This is a genomic window from Treponema sp. OMZ 855 (genome assembly GCF_024181145.1).
In the GTDB taxonomy this organism is placed as follows: domain Bacteria; phylum Spirochaetota; class Spirochaetia; order Treponematales; family Treponemataceae; genus Treponema.
Map to the genome: position 1 here is coordinate 356,722 of NZ_CP051194.1, position 20,866 is coordinate 377,587.

Here is a 20,866-nt window from a genome sequence, read left to right on the forward strand (position 1 = left end):
CTATGATATTATGGAAAAGGGCTAAAGGGTGTTATGGCGACAGGCTACTGGCCTGCTTTTTAGGAAGAAAGAATGAAAAAAGTTTTTTGTCATAATTTATTTGTAAGAATTTTTAATATATTTTTTGTCTTATTTGGATTTTGGACTTTATATTTAAACCTATGTGATAAAGATATGGAGCTTGAATGGATAAAAAGAATAGTGTTTTTAAAATTCTGAAAAAAGATTTGACATTATTTTTTATATGTCTTTTTTTGGGGCTTATTAGTATTTTTGTTTCAATTGCTCATCGGCTCCAAATAGATTCAATTTCATATACTGATCAGAAATGGATTGGAATCGTTTTTTCTGTTTTTTTGATTTATATATTATCTATATTAATATTTCTTCTTGTAGGCATTATTTTTCGAGCGAAAGATAAAGAATACAAAATATTTTTAGTAGATATAGTGTTATTAGCTTTTTTATGCTTGATATTCATTTTAATTATCTATATTGATTATCCTACATTAGTTTATATGACTTAAAATTTGAGAAAGATAGAGAAATTTTACAATGAAAATATGCCTAACACCCACACTGGAGCACTTGGAATAAAAAATGGAAAGGAAAGTTTTTATAATATTTCTAGTTATAATTGTAGCATCATGCTATTCACAATCAGTACAGCAAAATCAAATAACTGTTGAAAAGACCATTGAAGTATACGAGTCCGGCAATGAAGAGCAGGCTCTGCAAATGTTTTTGACACTTTCAAAAAAGGGGAATTTTAATGCTGACTTTGAATTATTTTACCGCTATATAAATACTCCGGAAGCTTCCTATAAATATTTACGGAATGCAGCTGTTAATGGACACGAGAAAGCAATGGACTATTTCCTTGATAGAACTGTTTACCGTGCAGAAACTTTTAAAAGAGCTAACCCCAAAGAAGCGTTAAACGTTTATAAAAAATATTTGAAAAAAACAGGCTTGGAAAACAATAAGCATGCTATTGATACACTTGATTTTCTTGCTAAATGCGCAGAGCTTCCGGCATTAGATTCAAAAAAATTCTGTAAAAAATATGATTTGTTTTATAACGATGAAGATATAGAAAAAAATCCTTATTATATTTGGCAGCTTGCAGAAGAAGCATCTAGAGAAAACAGCCGTTTTGAAGAGTCTAATCCTCAGCTGATTTTACAGTTGATAATTTGTGGAGGAATTGTTCCTGCAGAATTTACACTTGCAGTAGAAGATTTCTATGGTTATTATAAAAAAAATGAGATACATGAATTTAGAATAGATAACTATGTTACAAGCGGATACGGACTTAATTTCTGTGCTATAAGAGAAGAAAATAAAAATAATGAATATTTAAAGAAAAGAGTAAGTTCATTTCAGGAAAAAATAAAAAATGAAAATCGGGGAAAATTTCATGAAGCAGTAACTTCATATTTTAATTTTGTTGATCAAAAAATCTGGACAGAAGAAGGTCATGATGGTTCAGGCTATATCGCATGGGCAATAGAATCATCAAACAAACAGAAAGAAGAATTTTTGGATATCATTGAACAAATGCAGGATACCATAAGTCGTAACTCTACTGAAGATATTAATGATTTAATTTCTAGGTATACTGAAATAAAAGAAAAAATAGATGCATTGATAGGTGATGGTCAAATTGAAGGTCCGAAGTTTACAATTACTTTAGCAGATATTAAGAAAACAGAATTTTTGTGGCAGTCTTACAAAAATAACATGATTGAATTTGTTAAAAATCAGTTTGGCGTAGAAGCAAGCCGGAATATAAGTAAATGGATTTATCAAAAAAGGATAGAGAATTTAATGAATATTGTTGAATTATATTATGATTATAATTGATTTGACACATAACACCCGCTTCAACCTATCATTACCTTTGCGGCAATGCAGGTTAAGCGGTAGCTATACCGGCGGCTTATTGAGCCACTACTAAGGAAAAAGAATGAAAAAAAGAGTATTAATACTTTCCGTATGCTTTGTCCCACTTATTATAATTTGTTTGTTTCTGTATTTTATAATGATTGAGTCTGAATGTGAAGTTTATAAATTTGATGAAAATGGAAATATGATTTATATGTGTGCAGGAAAAGAAAAAGGCGGCACAAAACAATATTGGGAATATAATTCTAATAATCAAATTCTTGCGACAAAAGTTGTTTTGGATACTACGGTAAGTCATCGATTAATAACAGGGAAATATGTTTATGATGAAGACGGACTGCTGATAAAGGAAGTTTATACAACTACCGTAAATAATAAAGTTATCAAAATTGATGAAACAGAATACTTTTATAATGAAAGAAAGCAGCTTGTAAAAGAGGTTGCATCAGATGGAACTGAGTGGATTTATGCATATGATGATAAAGGACATAAGAAATCTGTAAGTTCAAGTAGTGGTGGCTTTTATAAATATGAATATAATGATATTAAGAAAGAAGCTCTTATGGTTGAATATTCTTTTGGTTCAACTATCGTAAGACGGAATTATGATGATTCCGGTAGATTGGTGAAGGAATGTGAGGACAATAAAACCCATGAATGGTTTTATGATGAAGCAAATCCTGGAAGGTTATCTAGAGAAATAATTTTTGATGGACAAAAAACAATAGAGATAATTTATAAAGGAAGTTTGATTTATACAAAATGTTATAAAAATTATCAGGCTGAAACTGAAGAACTTATAGAGCAATCCATTCAAAAAGTAAAGTATACATATTGGCCTAATAAAAAGATTAAAGCGATATATACTATAAGCGGATAGAGAGATGAATAATGAATAAAAAAATACTTACTTTGTTATATGGATACTCGACTGGGGTATTTAGGAATAATAGAATAAATGAATTTTATCAAAATTTTTTCCAGCAGATTATACAACAGCAAGGAAATCTATAATTATTTTTCTGAGGATGAAATTCTCAATATACCGTTTGATTTATATAATTTAATCGATATGGATCAAAAAACTGAGAATGAATTTATTTTCCCAAATATTATAGAATTTCTAACTGATTTATATGTAACTCTGAATGTTAGGGACAAAGATTATAAATATATAGATTCAAAATTGGAGGAAATAAATTTTTGGGAAAAATTTTCAGAATATTTATACTCTGATTTTCTATATAAAAAAGAAGTTGCAATTTTAACATTTGCAAAAAAACGAAGCGCAAGTAATTGCAAATATTTGGAGGCAGCTTTTATTAGTGAATATTACAAAAAGAATCCTATACTAACTGCCAGATGTCTAACAGAATTATTTTATTTAAAAAGTAAAAAAGCAAAGGAATTCAAGAAATTACTTGTTGAAGATTTTGATTTAATAAATTTCATTTCTATACTTCTGTTTGATGATGAAGAACTTACTAAGAAAGTATTAGGCTTAAATAAAAATGAAAAATACTTACAAAAAATAAGAGCTGACAGTATTCAAAATTTTACTATGAATTTTGAAATATTTATAACAAATGTTCAAGGTGCAAACAAGATTAAAGATTTCACAAGAGATGAATATATTAAAAGTATTAATTATTTTGAAAAAATATATGGTTCCTATAAAATAGATGATTTTTATTCTTTTTATAAAAAAGCTTTACAGGAGATGGAAATATCACATAACACAGGACTATAGCCGACGCGCGTTTAGTCTGCGTGTGCAGTCCAGCCAGTTATTAGATGGGTAAAAATAGGGTAAAATATTGGAAAAAGATGAATTAATGCAAAAGGTGAAAGAATATACCTATTATCTTACAGATGAGTATTTGGAAGAAGTATGCAAAGACTTATTGCAAATTAAAGATACAAATCTTTTCTTCGAAAAATGTTATGAAAATGATGCTGTTTATACATCGGAAAGTCCTTGTTCATTTATTTGTGATTCAGTAACTCATTCGCATAAATATCGAGAATTAATATTAAAAAAATATGAAAATGATTGTATTTATAAATTTTGTGAAAAAATGCTATTTGATTCTTCATATATCAGACGACGAGAAGCCTTAATTATAATCTGTGATACCTTAAATATTCATAGAATAAAATGTAAAAAAATACTGGAAGATTATTTTATTTTTGTAATAGAAAATGATCCACTACTTTTATATGATTATATAATGGAATTTACATGGTTGTATGCTTATGAAATTAGAATTAAGAGAAATCTCTATTCAAAAATCTTGAAACTAAATAACGAATATGCTAATCTTATATTATTAGAAACTTTAGATGATTTATCCACACCTCTTTTTAGTAGCGGTGGATTATTAAAATACAAAATTTTATTAAAACTAGCAAGAAGTCAAAATAGATGTGTAAAATTATTCGCTAAAAAAATGAAAAAAAATATGATTATTAGAAATTATAAGAAACAAATAGATACAAAAAAATATATTCTAGGAAATGGTAGGTTAGAATTTAGTAATATAATGTTTATGAATAAAACTGAAAATTATAATAAAGATGATTTTATAAATTTTTATTTGAATTATGTAAAGAAAAACTTCTAACACTCACGTTAAGTTGACATTGCCTTTGCATCAATTCTGGTTAAACGTAAATTATACGGGCGGCTTAATTGAAAAAAGAAAGGGGAAAAAGAAATATATGATATGGTTGAAATACGATTGTACAAAGGTTTTCTCGGTGTTCCATGGTTCGTGGTAGTAGCGGCTTTCTAATTAATCAAATTAAACAAAAGTTCCCGCAAATAGAATACATTGTTGAAAAATCGGTATAGAATCCGATTCAACCTAACATTGCTGTGCTATAGAAAATATCGGTAGAAGAGCTAATTGCGCTTGCTAATATATCTTTTTCCGCTATTTATACGGCTTCGTTTTTTTCGAAATATTTTTTAACGAGGTTCTTTGTAATAAAAGCTCCGCCTATTCCACCGATAACAGCGCAGCATAAAATGGCATACCATATTTTCCCATTGAATGCTAATTTTGCGATCAACTGTGCATAGGCAAAGCCTCTGTGTTTTTCTGCAAGATTCATAAACCGTCCGTAGTTAAAGAGCAATAATATGGTCGGCGCAGACATATTCAGATTAAAAAATACAAAGGACAGCAGATACATCTTCTGCGATTTATAGTTACCCAAGAAAAGAATCAATTCTGCCGTAAGTGCTGCTGCTAATGAAAAAAATATCGCATATAAACTTTGATAACAGGCCGTAACCGTAAAAAGCACGCCGAATATCAATGCCGTACCGAACTTATGTACTTTCAGCATACAGTACATATACACCGTGCTGCACACCAATCCAACGATCAGCGGGGCTATAAAATAGAGGATAGGTGAGATTGCGGCAGATCCCATCATAATAATCATCATCAGCACAATGTATATTGCACCGAATACCCCCGCATAGATAAAATCCTTAATGCCCATTTTTTTATCTGATAAGGATGTCGTTGCAGTCATCGTTTTGTAACTCCTTATATTTGAATGTGTAATGGCAGTATATAACAAACCTTTCTATCGGAGTTCCACATCCGTTGCTTTGCCGTTCCTTTCAGCAAGGTTCTCTCCGTTTGCGTTCGGTTCCTTAAATACTTTGAAGCGTACCGGCATTCCTTCCGTAATCTTTTTGCGGCGGGATGATTTGGTGAGGTTTGTAAGGCCGAAATAGAAATCGCCGTGGTCGGCAGTTTCGATAAAGCCCCAGTTGCCCTTAAAGCGCTTAATGGTACCGCTCAATGTATCGCTCTTTTGTCGCTCCGTCGCTTTAATCCAATGATTGGGGGGAACCAGTTTGTCGGTTGTCATTTCATATTGATCGGGAAAAGCTTCAAGAATTTCCCGTAAGGTATTATGGTTATATGATCGGGGGTCAAATTCCGGCATACTCCGCCTAATGGATTTTCCTAAATCGGAAAGACTGACCCATCCGTCTTCCGTCATCCGTGAGTTCTTATAGGCATGGTTGAGCAATTTTTCCAGAGAATCAAAGGGGGAGCCTTGACTCTCTTCTTCCGGAGTTGTTGTACTATCGAGGTTTTCCAGATACTTAAATTCATTGCAGGCATTTACCCAAAGTGCCTTAGCATTTTGCTTTCCGATACCAAGTACATAGAGGCCGTATTCCCGCAATTTAAGGGCAAGACTGTAGTAGTCTGAATCTGTCGAAACGATGCAAACAGCGTTAATGCTTTTATTGGTATTGGCCAACTCGATAGCATCCATGATAATGGTATTATCGGTTGCATTGGGGCCGTTGCGGAATTGCTGTACCGGACGAATGGGGATTTTTTCAAGCCAATTTTTCCACCCATTCATATTTGGTGTTGTCCAGTCGCCGTATAAACGCTTTATCAGTAATTCACCTTCTTTAGAGACTTCGGTGATGATAGCTTCCAAAAAACTCGGCGGGATGTTATCACCGTCGATCAGCAATACATATTTCTTATCCATAATAGATATTGTATCCTTATTTGCATCTTTTGCAAGTAAAAAAAACGGGCACGCATACCTCGTATGAATGCCCGTTATATTTTTAATTGTGGGATAGCTTAATGGAGAACAATTCTCAAGATGAAGATAATAAACAATACCCATGTAACAATTGGGATTTGCTTAAACTTGCCGGTTGCTGCCTTCAAAATAACGTAGGAAAGGATACCGTAAACGATACCTTCGGCGATGCTGTATGCAAACGGCATCATAACGATTGTTAAGAACGCCGGAATACCTTCCGTAGGATCTGTGAAATCGATTTCGGCTGCCGCACTCAACATAAGGAATCCGACGATAATCAAAGCCGGAGCTGTTGCCGCTGACGGAATAAGCAGGAAGAGCGGTGAAAATACCAGTGCAATTAAGAAGAATACACCGGTTGTCAGCGCTGTTAAACCGGTGCGTCCGCCGGCTGCTACACCGGAAGTACTTTCGACAAAGCTGGTAACCGTAGAAGTACCCAGCATAGCGCCGAAGACGGTTCCGACAGCATCGGAAAGCAATGCCTGTTTTACACGCGGAATGTTGCCATTCTTGTCGGTGAGTCCTGCCCGGTTGCTGACACCGACTAAAGTGCCGACCGTATCAAAAATATCAACAAACAAGAATGAGAAGAATACCGTAAAGAACTGGAAGCTGAGAATATTGCTGAAATCAAAATTCCAGAAAATAGGAGCTGCAGGAGCACTTACGATTGACCAATTTTCCCAACCGCCGAACGGTACGGTAACGCCCATCGGAATACCGATTACGGTAGTAATCAAAATTCCAAGAAGAATTGAGCCGGGGATGTGCAGAACATACAATACTGCAGTAATCACCAAGCCGATAATTCCTAATAGGGCGGGACCCGATGTAACGGTGCCGAGACCGACTAATGTTGCGGGGTTATCAACGATAATTTCCGCATTTTTCATACCGATTAAGGTGATGAAAAGACCGATACCTGCTGCAACTGCTTTTTTCAGATTGATCGGGATCGATTCGACGATCGCTTCCCGTACATTGAAAAAAGAAAGCAGAATAAACAGCAAACCTTCGAGGAATACTGCTGTCAATGCCATTGCGGGCGAATACTTCATTCCGATAACAACGGTATACGTGAAGAAAGCATTTAAGCCCATACCAGGGGCGAGAGCAACAGGCAGATTGGCAAGTACTGCCATCATCAAGGTTGCGACTGCCGCAGATAATGCGGTAGCCGTAAATACGCTGCCGGGATTTAAGCCTGCATCACTTAAAATGAGCGGGTTAACGGCAAGGATATACGCCATTGCAAGGAATGTGGTTAAACCTGCAATGATTTCAGTACGCACATTTGTTTTGTGCGCTTGAAGCTGAAAGAGTTTTTCCATAAAGTATCCTCCTTTTAGAATAAATGAGTACCAATCAGCGATATTACCAGTGTACCACGAAACATTTGTTTCCGCAATAAAATTTTTTTGCTCGTTGACTTTTTTTTAGGAATCTTATCATTAGGAGATAGCTGAACGCATATTTGACAGAGAAGCGGTTTTCAAACTATACTAACTTCTATGACAATAGCCGGACGTAATAGAATCTTAATTTTCGGTATTTGTATTGCTGCGCTCATGGTAGTCGGAAGCATAAGCTGCTGTATTGTTATTGCCGCGCACAATTTACTCGCAGAACTGCCGACAGCTTCGGAAAGTACTTTTCGATTATTAAGGCTTCCGTTTTTTGCCTATAATAATTATGCAGTTATGATCGGTATCACTGCGTTTCCGCTGATAGCGTTAGTACTGCTTATTTGTGTTTTCTTTCTTTTTGAAAAAACCCATGCGCTGGAGATTTCGTTTTTCAGTTTGTTTATTTTCGCGTTATCCGTTGAAGCGTTACAGCTTCTTTTTCCGTTGCAAGTGCGGTATCCGCTCTTAGCTGTTTTTACGGCTTCCGTTGCGCGAATTATTTTCTTTTTCCGGTTTGGGGCATGTTTGGCACTTTTAACCTCAAGTCTCTTTGCTCATAAGACTTTTACGCGGGAAACGGGATCTATTATTTTCTTGCTGAGTTTTATCGCGTTTGCATTGTCCCATGTTATCCCGATCGATACCATTCATACGGTCTCGTTTTTTTCGTTTTCCCGCTCCTATCGCTATCTTCTTTATTCCTTTAGCGGGATTGTCTGCGCATTGGCGGTCGTATCGTTTTTGCTGGTCGGTATCTACCGCAGCATTACCGAGTACCGGAAGGCGGCAATTCGGCTATTGATAATGTTAATTGCATATACGCTCTTGCTGTATACCGGCTCATGGTTTTTCACCGTGCTTGGTATCGGGGCGCTGCTGGCAGCAGGCTTCTTTTTTCTGAAAGCAATTCATCAATTTTATTTGTGGCAATAGCTTACGCATGGAGAAGTAAGGCAAGAAAACCGATAGCAACCGGTATCAAAAGGTTGTCATAATCTTTAAGCGGCAGCATTTCGATACCGGCTCCGGCAATACCGAGTATAAGGCTTTTCCAAAAATTCCCGCTGACGGCAAAGGATGAAAGGAACACGGCTACAAAACAAGTTAAACTTCCGGCAACGGTTTTGTCTTTAAAAAAAGTTAATCGGATTCTACCGAAACGCTTTCCGACAAGGCTCGCAAGCCCATCCCCAAAAGCAAGTGCAAATATGGCAATCTTTGCCGTATGCATGGGAAAGAGCAGCAGTGCAAGGAGTATCCCGCCGGCAAGTGTCAGCGGCCCTAAGACGAACCGCCCTTTATCACGTTTCCGTGATGCGTAACGGGTGATATGCGCAATGATACCAAGCTCATAGCCGCGTATACGGAGAAATTCGGAAATACAGTAGAGCGTACTCATAGCGGCAATACCGGCAATCGTAAGTGTATACCAGTGTTCTGCAAAGACAACGGTTAACGCAGAAGACAGATGAATGGTTTTTCTAAAAACTTCAACCAACAGTTCCTCTACGGATGCAGTCTGAGAAAATGTACGGTATCGGAAGCGTTCAAACCATTTCATACAATCCCGATCATATTACCTTTTAAAATAACAGGAAACCTGCGATCTTAAAATAGACGATAAGGCTGACCGCATCTACAATTGTGGTGATGAGCGGGCCTGCCATAATAGCGGGATCCATATGGAGCTTTTTTGCAAGAATCGGCAAAAGACCGCCGGTAAGTTTTGCAATCGTAACGGTTACCACAAGCGTTAAACCGACGCTGGCAGAGACAAGAATCGGTTTACCGTCTAAAAAATAAGATTTTATAAAAATGGTCAGTCCGAGCAGCGCTCCGACCATGATTGCGATACGGAGTTCCTTCCACAAAACTTTTGCCCAGTCACGCAGCTGAATTTCACCGGTAGCAAGACCGCGGATAATCAACGTCGATGACTGACTGCCCGAATTTCCGCCGGTATCCATCAGCATGGGGATAAATGAAGTGAGTATGGTAAGCGTTGCCAGCAGTTCAGTGTAGTGTTCGATAATCTTGCCGGTAAAGGTTTCCGACACCATTAGGAGCATCAGCCAGCCGATGCGGTGCTTGGCAAGTTTAAAAACACCGGTGTTCAGGTAAGCGTCTTCGGACGGCTGCATAGCGGCCATGATCTGGAAGTCTTCTGTAGCTTCCTGTTCCATAGCATCCATGACGTCGTCAACGGTGATAATACCGATCAGCCGTTTTTCCGCATCGACAACAGGCAGGGCGAGGAATGCGTACTTCTTAAAAACCGCAATAACGCTTTCTTGGTCATCGTGGGTGTTCACATAGATACATTCGCTTTCAAAAATATTTTCGATTAGCTCGTCTTCAGGAGCCAACACAAGCTCTTTTAATGAAACGATGCCCTCAAGCACTCTGTTGGCATCGGTCACATAACAGGTATAAATCGTTTCTTTTTTTAGCCCCGTCTCTCTGATGTAATCCAGAGCCTGTTTTACCGTCATGGTCTTTTTAAGGCTGACGTACTCAATCGTCATTAGGCTTCCGGCAGAGTCGGGAGGATATTTGAGGAATTGATTGATGAGCTTACGTTCTTCTTCGCCGGAGTTTGCTAAAATCTTTCTGACGGCATTCGCAGGCATCTCTTCCACAAGGTCTACGACATCGTCAAACGCAAGTTCGTCCAGAATAGGACCGAGTTCTTTATCTGTAATCGATGAAATAAATGCGCTTTGCTGCTCACTCGAAAGGAGTGCGAATACCTCGGCAGCAAGGTCTTTCGGAAGCATTCTGAAAAGAAACACCGCATTTGCCGCATTTTCTTTATCCAATATTTCCGCTACATCGACCGCATTCATCTCAGCGAGTTCTGCAATTAAAGCTACGTAGTGCCTATTGTCGAGCAGTTCTTGAATCCGCTCCATTTCCTGCGTTTTATCTTCCATAATTAAGCGCTAGTATACTTAAAACGGATGGTTTCTGCTATAGCTTTTGCCCGCGAATAACACGGGCAAAAGTATTTTTTGATTCGTGCAGAGGTTTTAATACCCCGATGTTCTGCGTCGGGGGTATGATTATTTTCTTAAATATCGAAAAGTTTTACCTTATTCGGCGGCAAACTTATCCTCCGTAACGCCCATAACGTCTGCATTAGTTTTGTACGTTTCCAGCTGTCCTGCAGGAACCTTAATACCGCCTGCCGTTAAAGCCGTGCAGCCATCAAAGGTATCTTTGAAATAGGGCTTATTCGAGCTATCTCTTGCGGGATTATAATTGCATTTAAGAACAACATTTTGAAGGTTTTCGCAATCCAAAAAGCATTTATACATATCCGTAACATTTGCCGGAATAACCGGAGCCTGCTTGAGATTTGTACAGTGGGAAAAGCAAAAATATATGGCCTCAACACTTTCAGGGATTACCGGAGCCTGTCTGAGGTTTGTACAGCCATAAAAGCAACTTCCCATGTTCGTAACCCCTTCAGGTATTCCGGAAACTTGTACAAGGGTCTCGCAGCCGTCAAAACAAGAACCCATACTTGTAAGACCTTCTATTTTACCACCGAATTTAAGCGCAACTTTTTTAGAAGGTGACGCTTTAAGAGTTTTGCCGAGAGGACTTGCTTCCATAAGTCCTCCTAAGTCTTCTTTTTTAAGCCCTGTTACTTCGATGTAGTTTACTGTGCTGGCAGAGGCTTTTGTTTTAAGATAGTCGTCTAACTGTGCAAAGGGTACCTGTGTGTAGCTTCCCGTGTTGTTGCCGGAAGCCCCACCATTTTGGGGACACGCAGTACATAGTAACGATACGATAACGGCCAGCACCGCTACCGTAATCCGGTTAAAGAACTTTCGCATTCTTATGGTATCAGTATTCATCTTTTCCTCCTGATATATGTTTCACCCATATTTGGGTGTTTTGTTGCTAAATATACTGCATCTCATTGAAAATTTCCATACCGGTTTAACAAAGCGTGAAGGTATTCTATAATACTCCCAATGAGAAATATATTTGAGTTGTATCCCCTTATGAAAACGTCTGTATGCCATTTACGCCAACTGAAGACGGCGGTATTCTTCTTTTTATTTTGTATTGTATGCCAAGAAGCTACGGCAGAGAATCGGCTGAAATTGGGGATTGAGCGGCTGCCGGAGTACCGCGCCGTTTTTGCTGGGAAGCGGGTAGGGTTGATTACCAACCAAACCGGTATCGATTCCGACGGAACGCCCTCCGCGGTGCTGTTAAGCCGGTCGGTGCAGCTTACGGCGCTTTTTTCACCTGAACACGGTATACAGGGCAACGAACGGGAGGGGGCGTCCATCGGGCACAGCGCCGATCCGCGGACGGGACTTCCGGTATACAGCCTTTACGGAAATACCAAGCGGCCGACGCCGGAGATGTTGAAAGATATCGACATCCTCTGCTTTGATATTCAAGATGTCGGTGCTCGTTTCTACACCTATATTTCCACCATGGCATACGCGATGGAAGAATGTGCGCGCCATAAAAAACAATTTGTCGTATTCGACCGCCCGAACCCAATCGGCGATACTGTCGAAGGAAATATGCTGGAACTTGAATACCGTTCCTTTACGGGATATTTCCCCATCGTACAGCGGCACGGTATGACGGTTGGGGAGCTTGCCCGGCTCTTCAACACCGAATACGGTATTCGCTGTGATTTAACGGTAATCCCGATGGAAGGTTGGAACAGAACAACCTACTTTGACGAGCTGCCTCTAATATGGGTACCGCCGTCTCCCAATATTCCATCGCCGCAGACAGCACTCGTGTATGCGGGCGTCTGTTTATTTGAAGGAACCAATCTTTCGGTGGGGCGGGGAACGACAATGCCGTTTCAGTACCTCGGGGCGCCCTACATCGATGCGTACCGTTTAGCCGATTCACTGAACCGATTAGGCTTGGAAGGAGTGCGCTTTTTGCCCGCGTTTTTTACCCCATCGCTTTCGCTCTATACGGGGCAGCTCTGCGGAGGAGTACAGATCGCCGTTACCGACCGCCGCAGTTTTGCCCCTGTTAAAACGGCAATCGCCATGTTCTACGAAATCAAGCGCCTCTATCCCGACAAGTTTACGATAAACAATGCAGGTAAAAAATACTGCGGTTTGCATTTATTAACAGGTTGTACACAGCTCACCAATCCTTCGCAAACCGCACAGGATTATTTCACCCGTATCGAAAAAGAGACAAAGCAGTTCAGCGACATACGCAAGAAATATCTTTTATATTAAAGAAGAATCCGGTGCGGCTGTCCTGAATTATACGATATTGACAACCGTACTCTTTTTATTTACAGTTAAAAAAAGATTTATAGAACACAAAGCGCAGCCGCAGCATTGTCTAATAGGTCGTGCTCAGTGTGTTCGAAATTCTTGCTAAGGAGATAAATATGAAAGTAGCTATTAACGGATTCGGCAGAATTGGCCGGCTCGTGTTCCAGGCTCTGGTTGAACAGAATTTGCTTGGAAAGGATAAATTTGATGTCGTTGCGGTTGTCGATCTTTCAACCGATGCAAAGTATTTTGCATATCAGCTCAAGTATGATTCCGTACAAGGCAAGATGAATGCCGAAATCGGTACAAAAGGCGAAGATGTACTCGTTATCAACGGACATGAAATTAAATGCGTCTCCGGTAAAGGCTTAACTCCTGCACAGCTCCCGTGGAAGGAATTGGGTATCGATGTCGTTATCGAAAGTACCGGTCTTTATACGAACGAAAAAGCGTACGGGCATTTGGAAGCAGGTGCAAAGAAGGTTATTATTTCCGCACCCGGCAAGAGTGCCGATGCCGCAAAGCCCATTAAGACAATCGTTATGGGTGTCAACGAAAACGAATACGACCCCGCAAAGCATCACGTTGTTTCCAATGCGAGCTGCACCACCAACTGTTTGGCTCCCATCGTCCATGTCATCTTAAAAGAAGGTTTCGGAATTGAAACGGGATTGATGACAACGATCCACTCTTATACCGCAACACAAAAGACCGTTGACGGTGTCTCGATGAAAGATTGGCGCGGCGGACGGGCTGCTGCTATCAATATTATCCCGTCTACGACCGGCGCTGCTAAAGCTGTCGGCGAAGTATTGCCTTCAACAAAGGGCAAGCTGACCGGTATGTCATTCCGCGTACCGACCCCCACCGGTTCGGTTGTCGATTTAACCTTCCGTGCAACAAAAGATACTTCGATCGAAGAACTCGATGCAGCATTCAAGAAAGCCTCCGAAACCTATATGAAAGGAATTTTAGGCTATTGCAACGAAGAAATCGTTTCCACCGATATTATTCACGACAAGCGTTCTTCCATCTACGACAGCAAGGCAACGCTCCAGAATAACCTTCCGGGCGAAAAGCGCTTCTTTAAAGTAGTGTCATGGTATGATAACGAATGGGGATATTCCAACCGCGTTATCGACCTACTCAAATTTATGAATAAATAATTTTTCTGCGGCGCGGTAGAAATGAATGCGTGTTTCTGCAGCGCCGGTCTATCCTTCCTCACTATTGCTGGGCATCTCTCAAAACTCGATGAGCTTTGAGAGATGTTCGTCCAAAACCTACTCTTATGAACTCAGCGATAAAACAGGCGCCAATGATTTTAAATTATGAAACGCCGTAAATCAACAACCCCGACGCAGAGCGTTGCCGAGAAAAGGTGAGTATTAAATCCTCCGCACGAATAAAATACTGTCCGATAATTCGATACTTTGTAAAAAAACATTTGACAGATGGAATTTTGGGGTGTATCCTGTATGTAAAGTTATGAAAATGTTTTCTAAAAATGTTTTCATAAAGTTAGATTCGATGCGAGGATGATATGAAAGCGTGGGAATATATTTATGATTTAACAAAAAATGCCGTTCCGGTGGTGCTATCGGAAGACGAGCAAACATGGGAGGCGTCGAATGCCGCTGAAAAGCAGGTGGACAATATGCTTCGTGTGTACTGGGCAAGTCATGTGCCCGGTTCTCATGCCCCTGAAAGTGTGGTGATCGCCGCTGTCCAGTCCATAGAAGCGCTGGGGTGCGATGTCAGTGCCGCAGAGGAGTTGATTCCTGAAGGGCTTGATGCGCTAAAACGGAATGATATGAAGGCACTGCAAAGGATCACTGCCCGCATATTTAATATCCTTTTTATGTGCCCGAGCGATACCTCAAGTGACTATTGGAAAAGTAAGTTGTATCAAAGCTTCAATGAATATGAAAAAGCAATCGAGTTTCCCGAATCAACCGCGGAAACACTGCCGAATGCCGTGTTGTACGATAAAACAAAGGCCGCGTGGCTCGGCCGTTTATGCGGCGGAGGCTTGGGAACGGCGCTTGAAGGGTATACAACGGCACAGCTGAAGAAAAAATTCGGCGAAATCCGTACTTATGTGCGTAACCCGAATACCTACAACGATGATATAACATACGAAATTGCATTTCTGGAGGCGTGCTGCAAAGTACAGGGGATGCCGACAAGCGCCGATATTGCCGACCAATGGCTGGAGTTAATACCCTGCGGTTGGTCTGCCGAACAGGTTGCATTGGATAATTTACGTAGAGGGATGTATCCTCCGGAAAGCGGTCTGTTTAGGAATCCCTACCGTGAATGGATCGGTGCACAAATGCGGGGTGCCGTGTGCGGTCAGGTAGCTCCGTTAAATCCGCGTAAGGCTGCACTGCTTGCATGGCGCGATGCGGAAATTTCGCACCACGGGAATGGAATTCTCGGAGAGGTGTTTAACGCCGTTTTGGTCAGCCTTGCATACGGGGAAGATCCTATGCGGAGATGTTTGGAAAAAGCCGTTTCCTATATTCCTAAGGATTCTGAATATGCCTCCGTGCTTCACTTTGCATTAGCGCAGTGTATGAAGAAGCAGGATTTTTATGAGGCATGGGCGGCATGCGAAGAAAAATACAAGCGGTATAACTGGATCCATGCGTATCCGAATGCCGCGGCAGAAGTAGTTGCGTTGTATTTCGGCAAAGATAATTTTAACGATGTCATGCACTATATCGCGATGTGCGGTCAAGATGTCGATTGTAATGCCGCACAGCTGGGCGCTGCGCTCGGTGCAAAGTTAGGTACAAAGGGAATCGAAGATCACTGGACGGATCCTTTTGGCGATGAAATTATAACCTATTTACGAGGAAATAAAACGGTAAGTTTGCAAGAACTTATTAACAAGACCGTATCGGTCGTAAAACAATTGGAGGATGTATGAAAAAGATTCTTTCTGTCGGTCTGTTTGTACTGTTAGGCATGTCTATGTTTGCTTTCGGTGCAAAAGAGAACAGCGGTTCAAAGGAACCGAGTGTCGCGCTGATCATCAATGGAAACCTTGGAGATAAGTCTTTCCATGATTCCGCAAACAACGGTATGAAGATGATCGCAAATGAACTGCATTGCAAAACCAAGGTAGTTGAAGTCGGGTATGATGACTCAAAATGGGAACCTGCATTGCGTGATCTTTGTGATGAAAAGCACGATATTATTTTTTGCGGAACATGGCAAATGCAGGCGCTTGTATCAAAGATAACAAAAGATTATCCGAATCAAAAAATCATCGTCTACGATACCGCAATGGATTATGCTTCCGATTCTGCAGGGCTGTTTAAAAATACCTATTCGATAGAATACAAGCAGAATGAAGGCTCATTCCTTGCAGGCGTACTTGCCGCGGAAATGACAAAGGGGAAGAAAATCGGGTTTATCGGCGGTATGGATAATACCGTTATCCTCGATTTCTTAGTCGGTTTTATACAAGGTGCAAAAACCGTTTCTCCCGATATTAAAATCATTTCTTCTTTTGTCGGAAATTTCAGCGATTCTGCAAAAGCAAAAGAACTTGCGTTGACACAGTATCAGATGGGTGCCGACATTATCTTTGTGTGCGCATCGAATGCCGGAGAAGGTGCGCTGCAGGCTGCAAAGGAAAAGAATAAATTCATTATCGGTGTGGATAGTGATCAGGCTATGCTGTATAAGCAGACCGATCCTGTTTTATCAAACCTCATTATCTCTTCCATGCTGAAACGCGTTGATAAGTCCATGTATCTTGCAATGAAAGAAATACAAAGCAATACACTGGTATGGGGGAAACGTGTAGCATTGGGAATAAATGAAGGTTGCGTCGGTCTTGCAGATAATGAAGTGTATCAGGCGAAAGTTCCTGCCGAAGTTCGCAAGCATATTTCCGAGTATGAAACCCAAATCAGAAATGGAAAGATTGCAGTTAAGACAGCATTCGGTATGAAGCAAGCCGATATAACAGCATATATTGATTCCGCTCGCCCATAATTAAAAAAGCATTGCACGGAAGCTGGGGATGTCTCGAACATAACTAACTTTTTGGGAATCCCCGGCCTCACTTTCCGTGCTTATGCGGAGACTATCCGAATGAATGTTGAAAGTACGGCAGATGATATTTTAGTAATGAAGGATATTTCAAAAATATATCCTAACGGTGTTACGGCTAATAGGCGTGTCAATTTTTCGGTTCGTGCCGGAGAAATTCATGCCCTTGTCGGTGAGAACGGCGCCGGTAAAAGTACCTTGATGAAAATATTATTCGGTATTGAGCAACCGACTGAAGGTACGATTTTATATAATGGAAACGAATTGCATATCAAATCCCCGCTTGACGCTATTCGTCACGGATTCGGTATGGTACATCAGCATTTTATGCTTGTCGAATCGATGAGTGTTGCAGAAAATATCTGCCTTGGAATGGAACCCGGAAAAGGCCCGTTGATTCATAAAAAACTCATGAACGAACAGGCTCAAAAAATTATCAATCAATATCATTTTGTTATTGACCCGAAAGAAAAGATTAAAAATTTGCCCATAGGGACGCGCCAGAAAGTAGAAATTCTGAAGGCGTTATATAAAGGTGCGCGCATTTTAATTTTGGATGAACCGACCGCTGTATTAACTCCGCAAGAAACGGAAGAATTATTTGTTGAATTAAAAGAGCTGCGGAATTCGGGATGTACGATTATATTTATCAGTCATAAATTAAATGAAGTTAAAGAAATATGCGAAAGGATAACCGTATTGCGTAACGGTACTTCCGTCGGCGTGTATTCCGCCGGAGAAATTTCTGAAAAAGAAATATCGAACCTTATGGTCGGTAAAAATATACATTGGGAAATAGAAAAACAACCGAGCGTTCCCGGACAGACCGTCTTAAAATTGCGGGATGTATGTATGCACGATGATACCGGACGTCCCATACTCAAGCATGTGAGTTTTGATTTACCTGCGGGGAAAATTCTCGGTATTGTCGGTGTTGAAGGAAACGGGCAAAAAGAGTTGATCGATACCATAACCGGATTGCAGCACTGTACTGAAGGAAGCGTAATGTTAAACGGTAAAGATATAACATCGCGCAGTATTGCTGCAATCAGAAAAGAAGGTATCTCCTATATACCGCAGGATAGAATAAAAGTAGGAACGGCGGTAACTGCTTCCATTCAAGAAAATTTATTTGCCGTCTTTACGGAAGATGAGCGCTTTGTACATAAGGGCATTCTAAAGAAGAATGAAATAAAACAATGGGCTGATACGCTTATCAACCAATTTATGATTAAAACAAAAAGTGCCGATGTGCCGGTAAAAATGCTGAGCGGTGGAAATATGCAAAAGGTTATTATTGCACGCGAATTTTCAACCTCGGCAGGATGTATTATCGCAGATCAGCCGACAAGAGGTGTTGATATCGGCGCTGCAAAGTTTATTCATCAAAAGATTATTGAAATGCGCGATAACGGTGCTGCTATTTTGGTGAATTCGGCAGATTTGGCGGAGATTCTGGAAATCAGCGACAGTTTGGTTGTAATGTACGGCGGTGAAATTACCGCATATTTTCCGGATGCCGGTATGGTGAGTGAAACTGAGTTGGGAGAGTATATGCTCGGCTTAAAAAAGCAAGGTGCACATGAACTTGCAGGATGTTTACGATGAAATTAATAGGACGCCTTTCATTTGAAAAAAGATTTGAATTGATACGGTTTGCTGCAGCGATCGGCATTGCGGTGCTCTTATCGTTTCTTATTATTTTATGTGTCAGTAAAGAACCGCTGCTCGCTTTTTCGAAGCTCTTTTTAGGGCCGCTTGAATCGGCACGCCGTTTCGGTAACGTACTTGAGCTATGTATTCCGCTCAGTTTTACCGGTCTTGCAGTTGCCGTTATGTTCAGCGCAGATATGTTTAATATGGGTGCGGAAGGGGCGTTTTATGTGAGCGGCGCCGTTGGGGTATTTACCGCATTGCTTATACCGCTGCCTCCTGTTATTGCGCCGCTTGTATCGATTATTATCGGCGGGTTATGCGGTGCTGTCGTTTGCTGGGTTCCGGCTTTTTTAAAGCAGCGATGGAATGCAAATGAGTTGGTTTCGTCTTTAATGTTGAATTATGTATTCTTTTACATAACCAAATATTTTGCCAATACGACCTTTAAAGATCCGTCGGCAGGATTTATGGCAACGTACCTGATTCCTGCCAATGCAAAATTGGCACGTCTTATTCCCGGAATGCGGTTGCACTTCGGACTGTTGATATTGTGCGCCGTAGTAGTGCTGACCGTATTGTTTATCCGCCGTACGGCATGGGGATATCGTCTGATACAAACCGGAAGGAATATCCGCTTTGCCCGTTATGCCGGCTTAAACACGACGGCAATTATCGCGTACTCACAGCTTATCGGCGGTTTTATTGCGGGTGTCGGCGGTTCGGTTGAAGTATTGGGAATGTATGACCGGTTCCAATGGCAAAGCTTGCCGGGGTACGGGTTTGACGGTATCGTTGTCGCTATTCTTGCAAAAAATAAACCGCACTATATTCCGATTGCCGCTTTCTTTTTGGCGTATTTAAAAATCGGTGCCGATAAGATGGCGACATCTACGGACGTTACTGCAGAAATGGTTTCAATCATTCAAGGTATTATTATAATGCTTGCCGCAGCTCAGGCCTTTTTAAGTAAATGGCGGCAAAAAGCACTCATTAAAATGCAACAGGAGAGCGGCTTAGATGGATAACTTTTTGAGTTATATTTTAACTGCGGAGTTTGCTTATTCCGTTTTGCGTGTTACGACTCCGCTATTGTTTGCTGCACAAGCTTCGGTTGTTGCGGAAAATTCAGGTGCATCAAATATAGCATTGGAAGGCATTATGCTTTTTGCCGCGGCATTCGGCGCGTTGGGTACCGGCTTAACCGGCAGTTTGTTTATAGGCTTTTTAATTGCGTTAGGCGGCGGTTTATTAATTGCTGTCTTACTGGCTTACTTTGCGCTGTATCTAAAAACAGACATCATTTTATCCGGTATTGCGTTAAACACATTGGCCGCAGGCGGAACGGTATTTATTATGTATGTACTGATTCACGATAAAGGCAGTACATCCTCCTTAGTTTCATTGGTGTTTCCTAAAGTGGTTATACCGGGTATCGCCGCTATTCCCGTGTTAGGCAGCATTCTGTCGGGGCAAAACGTGTTGACATACATTGCGTTCTTTACGGTATTTGCCGTCTGGTTTTTGCTGTATAAAACAAAGCTTGGTATGCACATTCGCTGCGTAGGCGAAAATCCCGATGCAGCGGAATCCGTCGGGATACCCATTCGTAAGACCAGAGTTATCGCATTGCTTATCAGCGGATTTTTGGCATCGTTAGGCGGTGTATTCCTTTCGATGGCATACATGAGTACCTTTACAAAAGGCATGGTAGCGGGGCGCGGTTTTATCGCGTTGGCTGCTGCGGCAATGGGACGGTTGGCTCCGGTGCCGACGATGTTTGCAGCCTTGTTTTTCGGCTTTGCCGATGCCTTGTCGAATGTATTAGCGGCGATGAGCATCCCAGATGAATTCATAAAAACCGTTCCCTATATTTCAACCGTTATCGGACTGATTGTATTTTCAGCATGGCGGAAGCGCGGTAGGAAAGCGCAAATCGCTTGAAGGAGA

The 20,866-nt window shown here is 40.6% G+C and carries 19 protein-coding genes; 13 read left to right on the plus strand and 6 right to left on the minus strand.

The window, feature by feature from the left end; genetic code table 11:
* Positions 1 to 185: 185 nt before the first annotated feature.
* The 5 genes from E4N65_RS01770 (at position 186) to E4N65_RS01790 (ending at position 4,532) form a co-directional block, all read left to right on the plus strand.
* Positions 186 to 527 (plus strand): hypothetical protein, encoded by a 342-nt coding sequence (locus E4N65_RS01770; RefSeq protein WP_044013844.1) that lies wholly within the window; start codon positions 186 to 188, stop codon positions 525 to 527.
* A 73-nt stretch (positions 528 to 600) separates the two neighbouring features.
* On the plus strand, positions 601 to 1,866 hold the full coding sequence (locus E4N65_RS01775) for a hypothetical protein (protein ID WP_044013842.1): 1,266 nt from the start codon (positions 601 to 603) through the stop codon (positions 1,864 to 1,866).
* Between the two features lie 103 nt (positions 1,867 to 1,969).
* Complete coding sequence (locus E4N65_RS01780; protein WP_253673791.1) at positions 1,970 to 2,788, plus strand: hypothetical protein; 819 nt, start codon at positions 1,970 to 1,972, stop codon at positions 2,786 to 2,788.
* A 78-nt stretch (positions 2,789 to 2,866) separates the two neighbouring features.
* A complete protein-coding gene (locus E4N65_RS01785; RefSeq protein WP_253673793.1) occupies positions 2,867 to 3,658 on the plus strand; it encodes a hypothetical protein in 792 nt (263 codons plus the stop codon).
* Positions 3,659 to 3,725: 67 nt separating this feature from the next.
* Positions 3,726 to 4,532, plus strand: coding sequence for a hypothetical protein (locus tag E4N65_RS01790; protein WP_044013834.1), 807 nt, complete (start codon positions 3,726 to 3,728; stop codon positions 4,530 to 4,532).
* 316 nt (positions 4,533 to 4,848) lie between these two features.
* Here E4N65_RS01790 and E4N65_RS01795 read toward each other — a convergent pair whose 3' ends face one another.
* The 3 genes from E4N65_RS01795 to E4N65_RS01805 form a co-directional block, all read right to left on the minus strand.
* On the minus strand, positions 4,849 to 5,454 hold the full coding sequence (locus E4N65_RS01795; RefSeq protein WP_044013832.1) for an MptD family putative ECF transporter S component: 606 nt from the start codon (positions 5,452 to 5,454) through the stop codon (positions 4,849 to 4,851).
* A 54-nt stretch (positions 5,455 to 5,508) separates the two neighbouring features.
* Positions 5,509 to 6,444, minus strand: coding sequence for an NYN domain-containing protein (locus E4N65_RS01800; protein ID WP_044016973.1), 936 nt, complete (start codon positions 6,442 to 6,444; stop codon positions 5,509 to 5,511).
* Positions 6,445 to 6,542: 98 nt separating this feature from the next.
* Positions 6,543 to 7,841 (minus strand): NCS2 family permease, encoded by a 1,299-nt coding sequence (locus tag E4N65_RS01805; protein WP_253673795.1) that lies wholly within the window; start codon positions 7,839 to 7,841, stop codon positions 6,543 to 6,545.
* Positions 7,842 to 8,021: 180 nt separating this feature from the next.
* On the opposite strand from E4N65_RS01805, the gene E4N65_RS01810 reads away from it, so the two are divergent.
* Positions 8,022 to 8,849, plus strand: coding sequence for a hypothetical protein (locus tag E4N65_RS01810; protein ID WP_044013827.1), 828 nt, complete (start codon positions 8,022 to 8,024; stop codon positions 8,847 to 8,849).
* 1 nt (position 8,850) lies between these two features.
* Here E4N65_RS01810 and E4N65_RS01815 read toward each other — a convergent pair whose 3' ends face one another.
* The 3 genes from E4N65_RS01815 to E4N65_RS01825 all read right to left on the minus strand — a co-directional run bounded on the left by E4N65_RS01815 (position 8,851) and on the right by E4N65_RS01825 (position 11,779).
* Complete coding sequence (locus E4N65_RS01815) at positions 8,851 to 9,477, minus strand: diacylglycerol/polyprenol kinase family protein (RefSeq protein WP_253673797.1); 627 nt, start codon at positions 9,475 to 9,477, stop codon at positions 8,851 to 8,853.
* A gap of 22 nt (positions 9,478 to 9,499) precedes the next feature.
* A complete protein-coding gene (gene mgtE / locus E4N65_RS01820) occupies positions 9,500 to 10,849 on the minus strand; it encodes a magnesium transporter (protein ID WP_253673799.1) in 1,350 nt (449 codons plus the stop codon).
* A 159-nt stretch (positions 10,850 to 11,008) separates the two neighbouring features.
* On the minus strand, positions 11,009 to 11,779 hold the full coding sequence (locus E4N65_RS01825) for a leucine-rich repeat protein (protein WP_253673801.1): 771 nt from the start codon (positions 11,777 to 11,779) through the stop codon (positions 11,009 to 11,011).
* A gap of 180 nt (positions 11,780 to 11,959) precedes the next feature.
* Between E4N65_RS01825 and E4N65_RS01830 the strand changes: the two genes are divergently transcribed.
* The 7 genes from E4N65_RS01830 (at position 11,960) to E4N65_RS01860 (ending at position 20,860) form a co-directional block, all read left to right on the plus strand.
* Positions 11,960 to 13,153, plus strand: a complete 1,194-nt coding sequence (locus tag E4N65_RS01830; RefSeq protein ID WP_371921847.1) for an exo-beta-N-acetylmuramidase NamZ family protein — start codon at positions 11,960 to 11,962, stop codon at positions 13,151 to 13,153.
* Between the two features lie 158 nt (positions 13,154 to 13,311).
* Positions 13,312 to 14,361 carry a type I glyceraldehyde-3-phosphate dehydrogenase gene (gap, locus tag E4N65_RS01835; protein ID WP_253673805.1) on the plus strand — a complete coding sequence of 350 codons (1,050 nt, stop codon included), beginning with the start codon at positions 13,312 to 13,314 and terminating at the stop codon, positions 14,359 to 14,361.
* 377 nt (positions 14,362 to 14,738) lie between these two features.
* On the plus strand, positions 14,739 to 16,130 hold the full coding sequence (locus E4N65_RS01840) for an ADP-ribosylglycohydrolase family protein (RefSeq protein WP_253673807.1): 1,392 nt from the start codon (positions 14,739 to 14,741) through the stop codon (positions 16,128 to 16,130).
* On the plus strand, positions 16,127 to 17,206 hold the full coding sequence (locus tag E4N65_RS01845; RefSeq protein WP_044013816.1) for a BMP family ABC transporter substrate-binding protein: 1,080 nt from the start codon (positions 16,127 to 16,129) through the stop codon (positions 17,204 to 17,206). Before E4N65_RS01840 ends, E4N65_RS01845 begins: the two co-directional genes overlap by 4 nt.
* Before the next feature lie 99 nt (positions 17,207 to 17,305).
* The gene (locus E4N65_RS01850) at positions 17,306 to 18,871 is read left to right on the plus strand and encodes an ABC transporter ATP-binding protein (RefSeq protein ID WP_044013814.1); all 1,566 of its coding nucleotides are present in this window, start codon (positions 17,306 to 17,308) and stop codon (positions 18,869 to 18,871) included.
* Entirely contained in the window at positions 18,868 to 19,944 is a 1,077-nt protein-coding gene (locus E4N65_RS01855; RefSeq protein ID WP_044013811.1) for an ABC transporter permease, read from the plus strand. Before E4N65_RS01850 ends, E4N65_RS01855 begins: the two co-directional genes overlap by 4 nt.
* Complete coding sequence (locus tag E4N65_RS01860) at positions 19,937 to 20,860, plus strand: ABC transporter permease (RefSeq protein WP_016523145.1); 924 nt, start codon at positions 19,937 to 19,939, stop codon at positions 20,858 to 20,860. Before E4N65_RS01855 ends, E4N65_RS01860 begins: the two co-directional genes overlap by 8 nt.
* Positions 20,861 to 20,866: the final 6 nt, after the last annotated feature.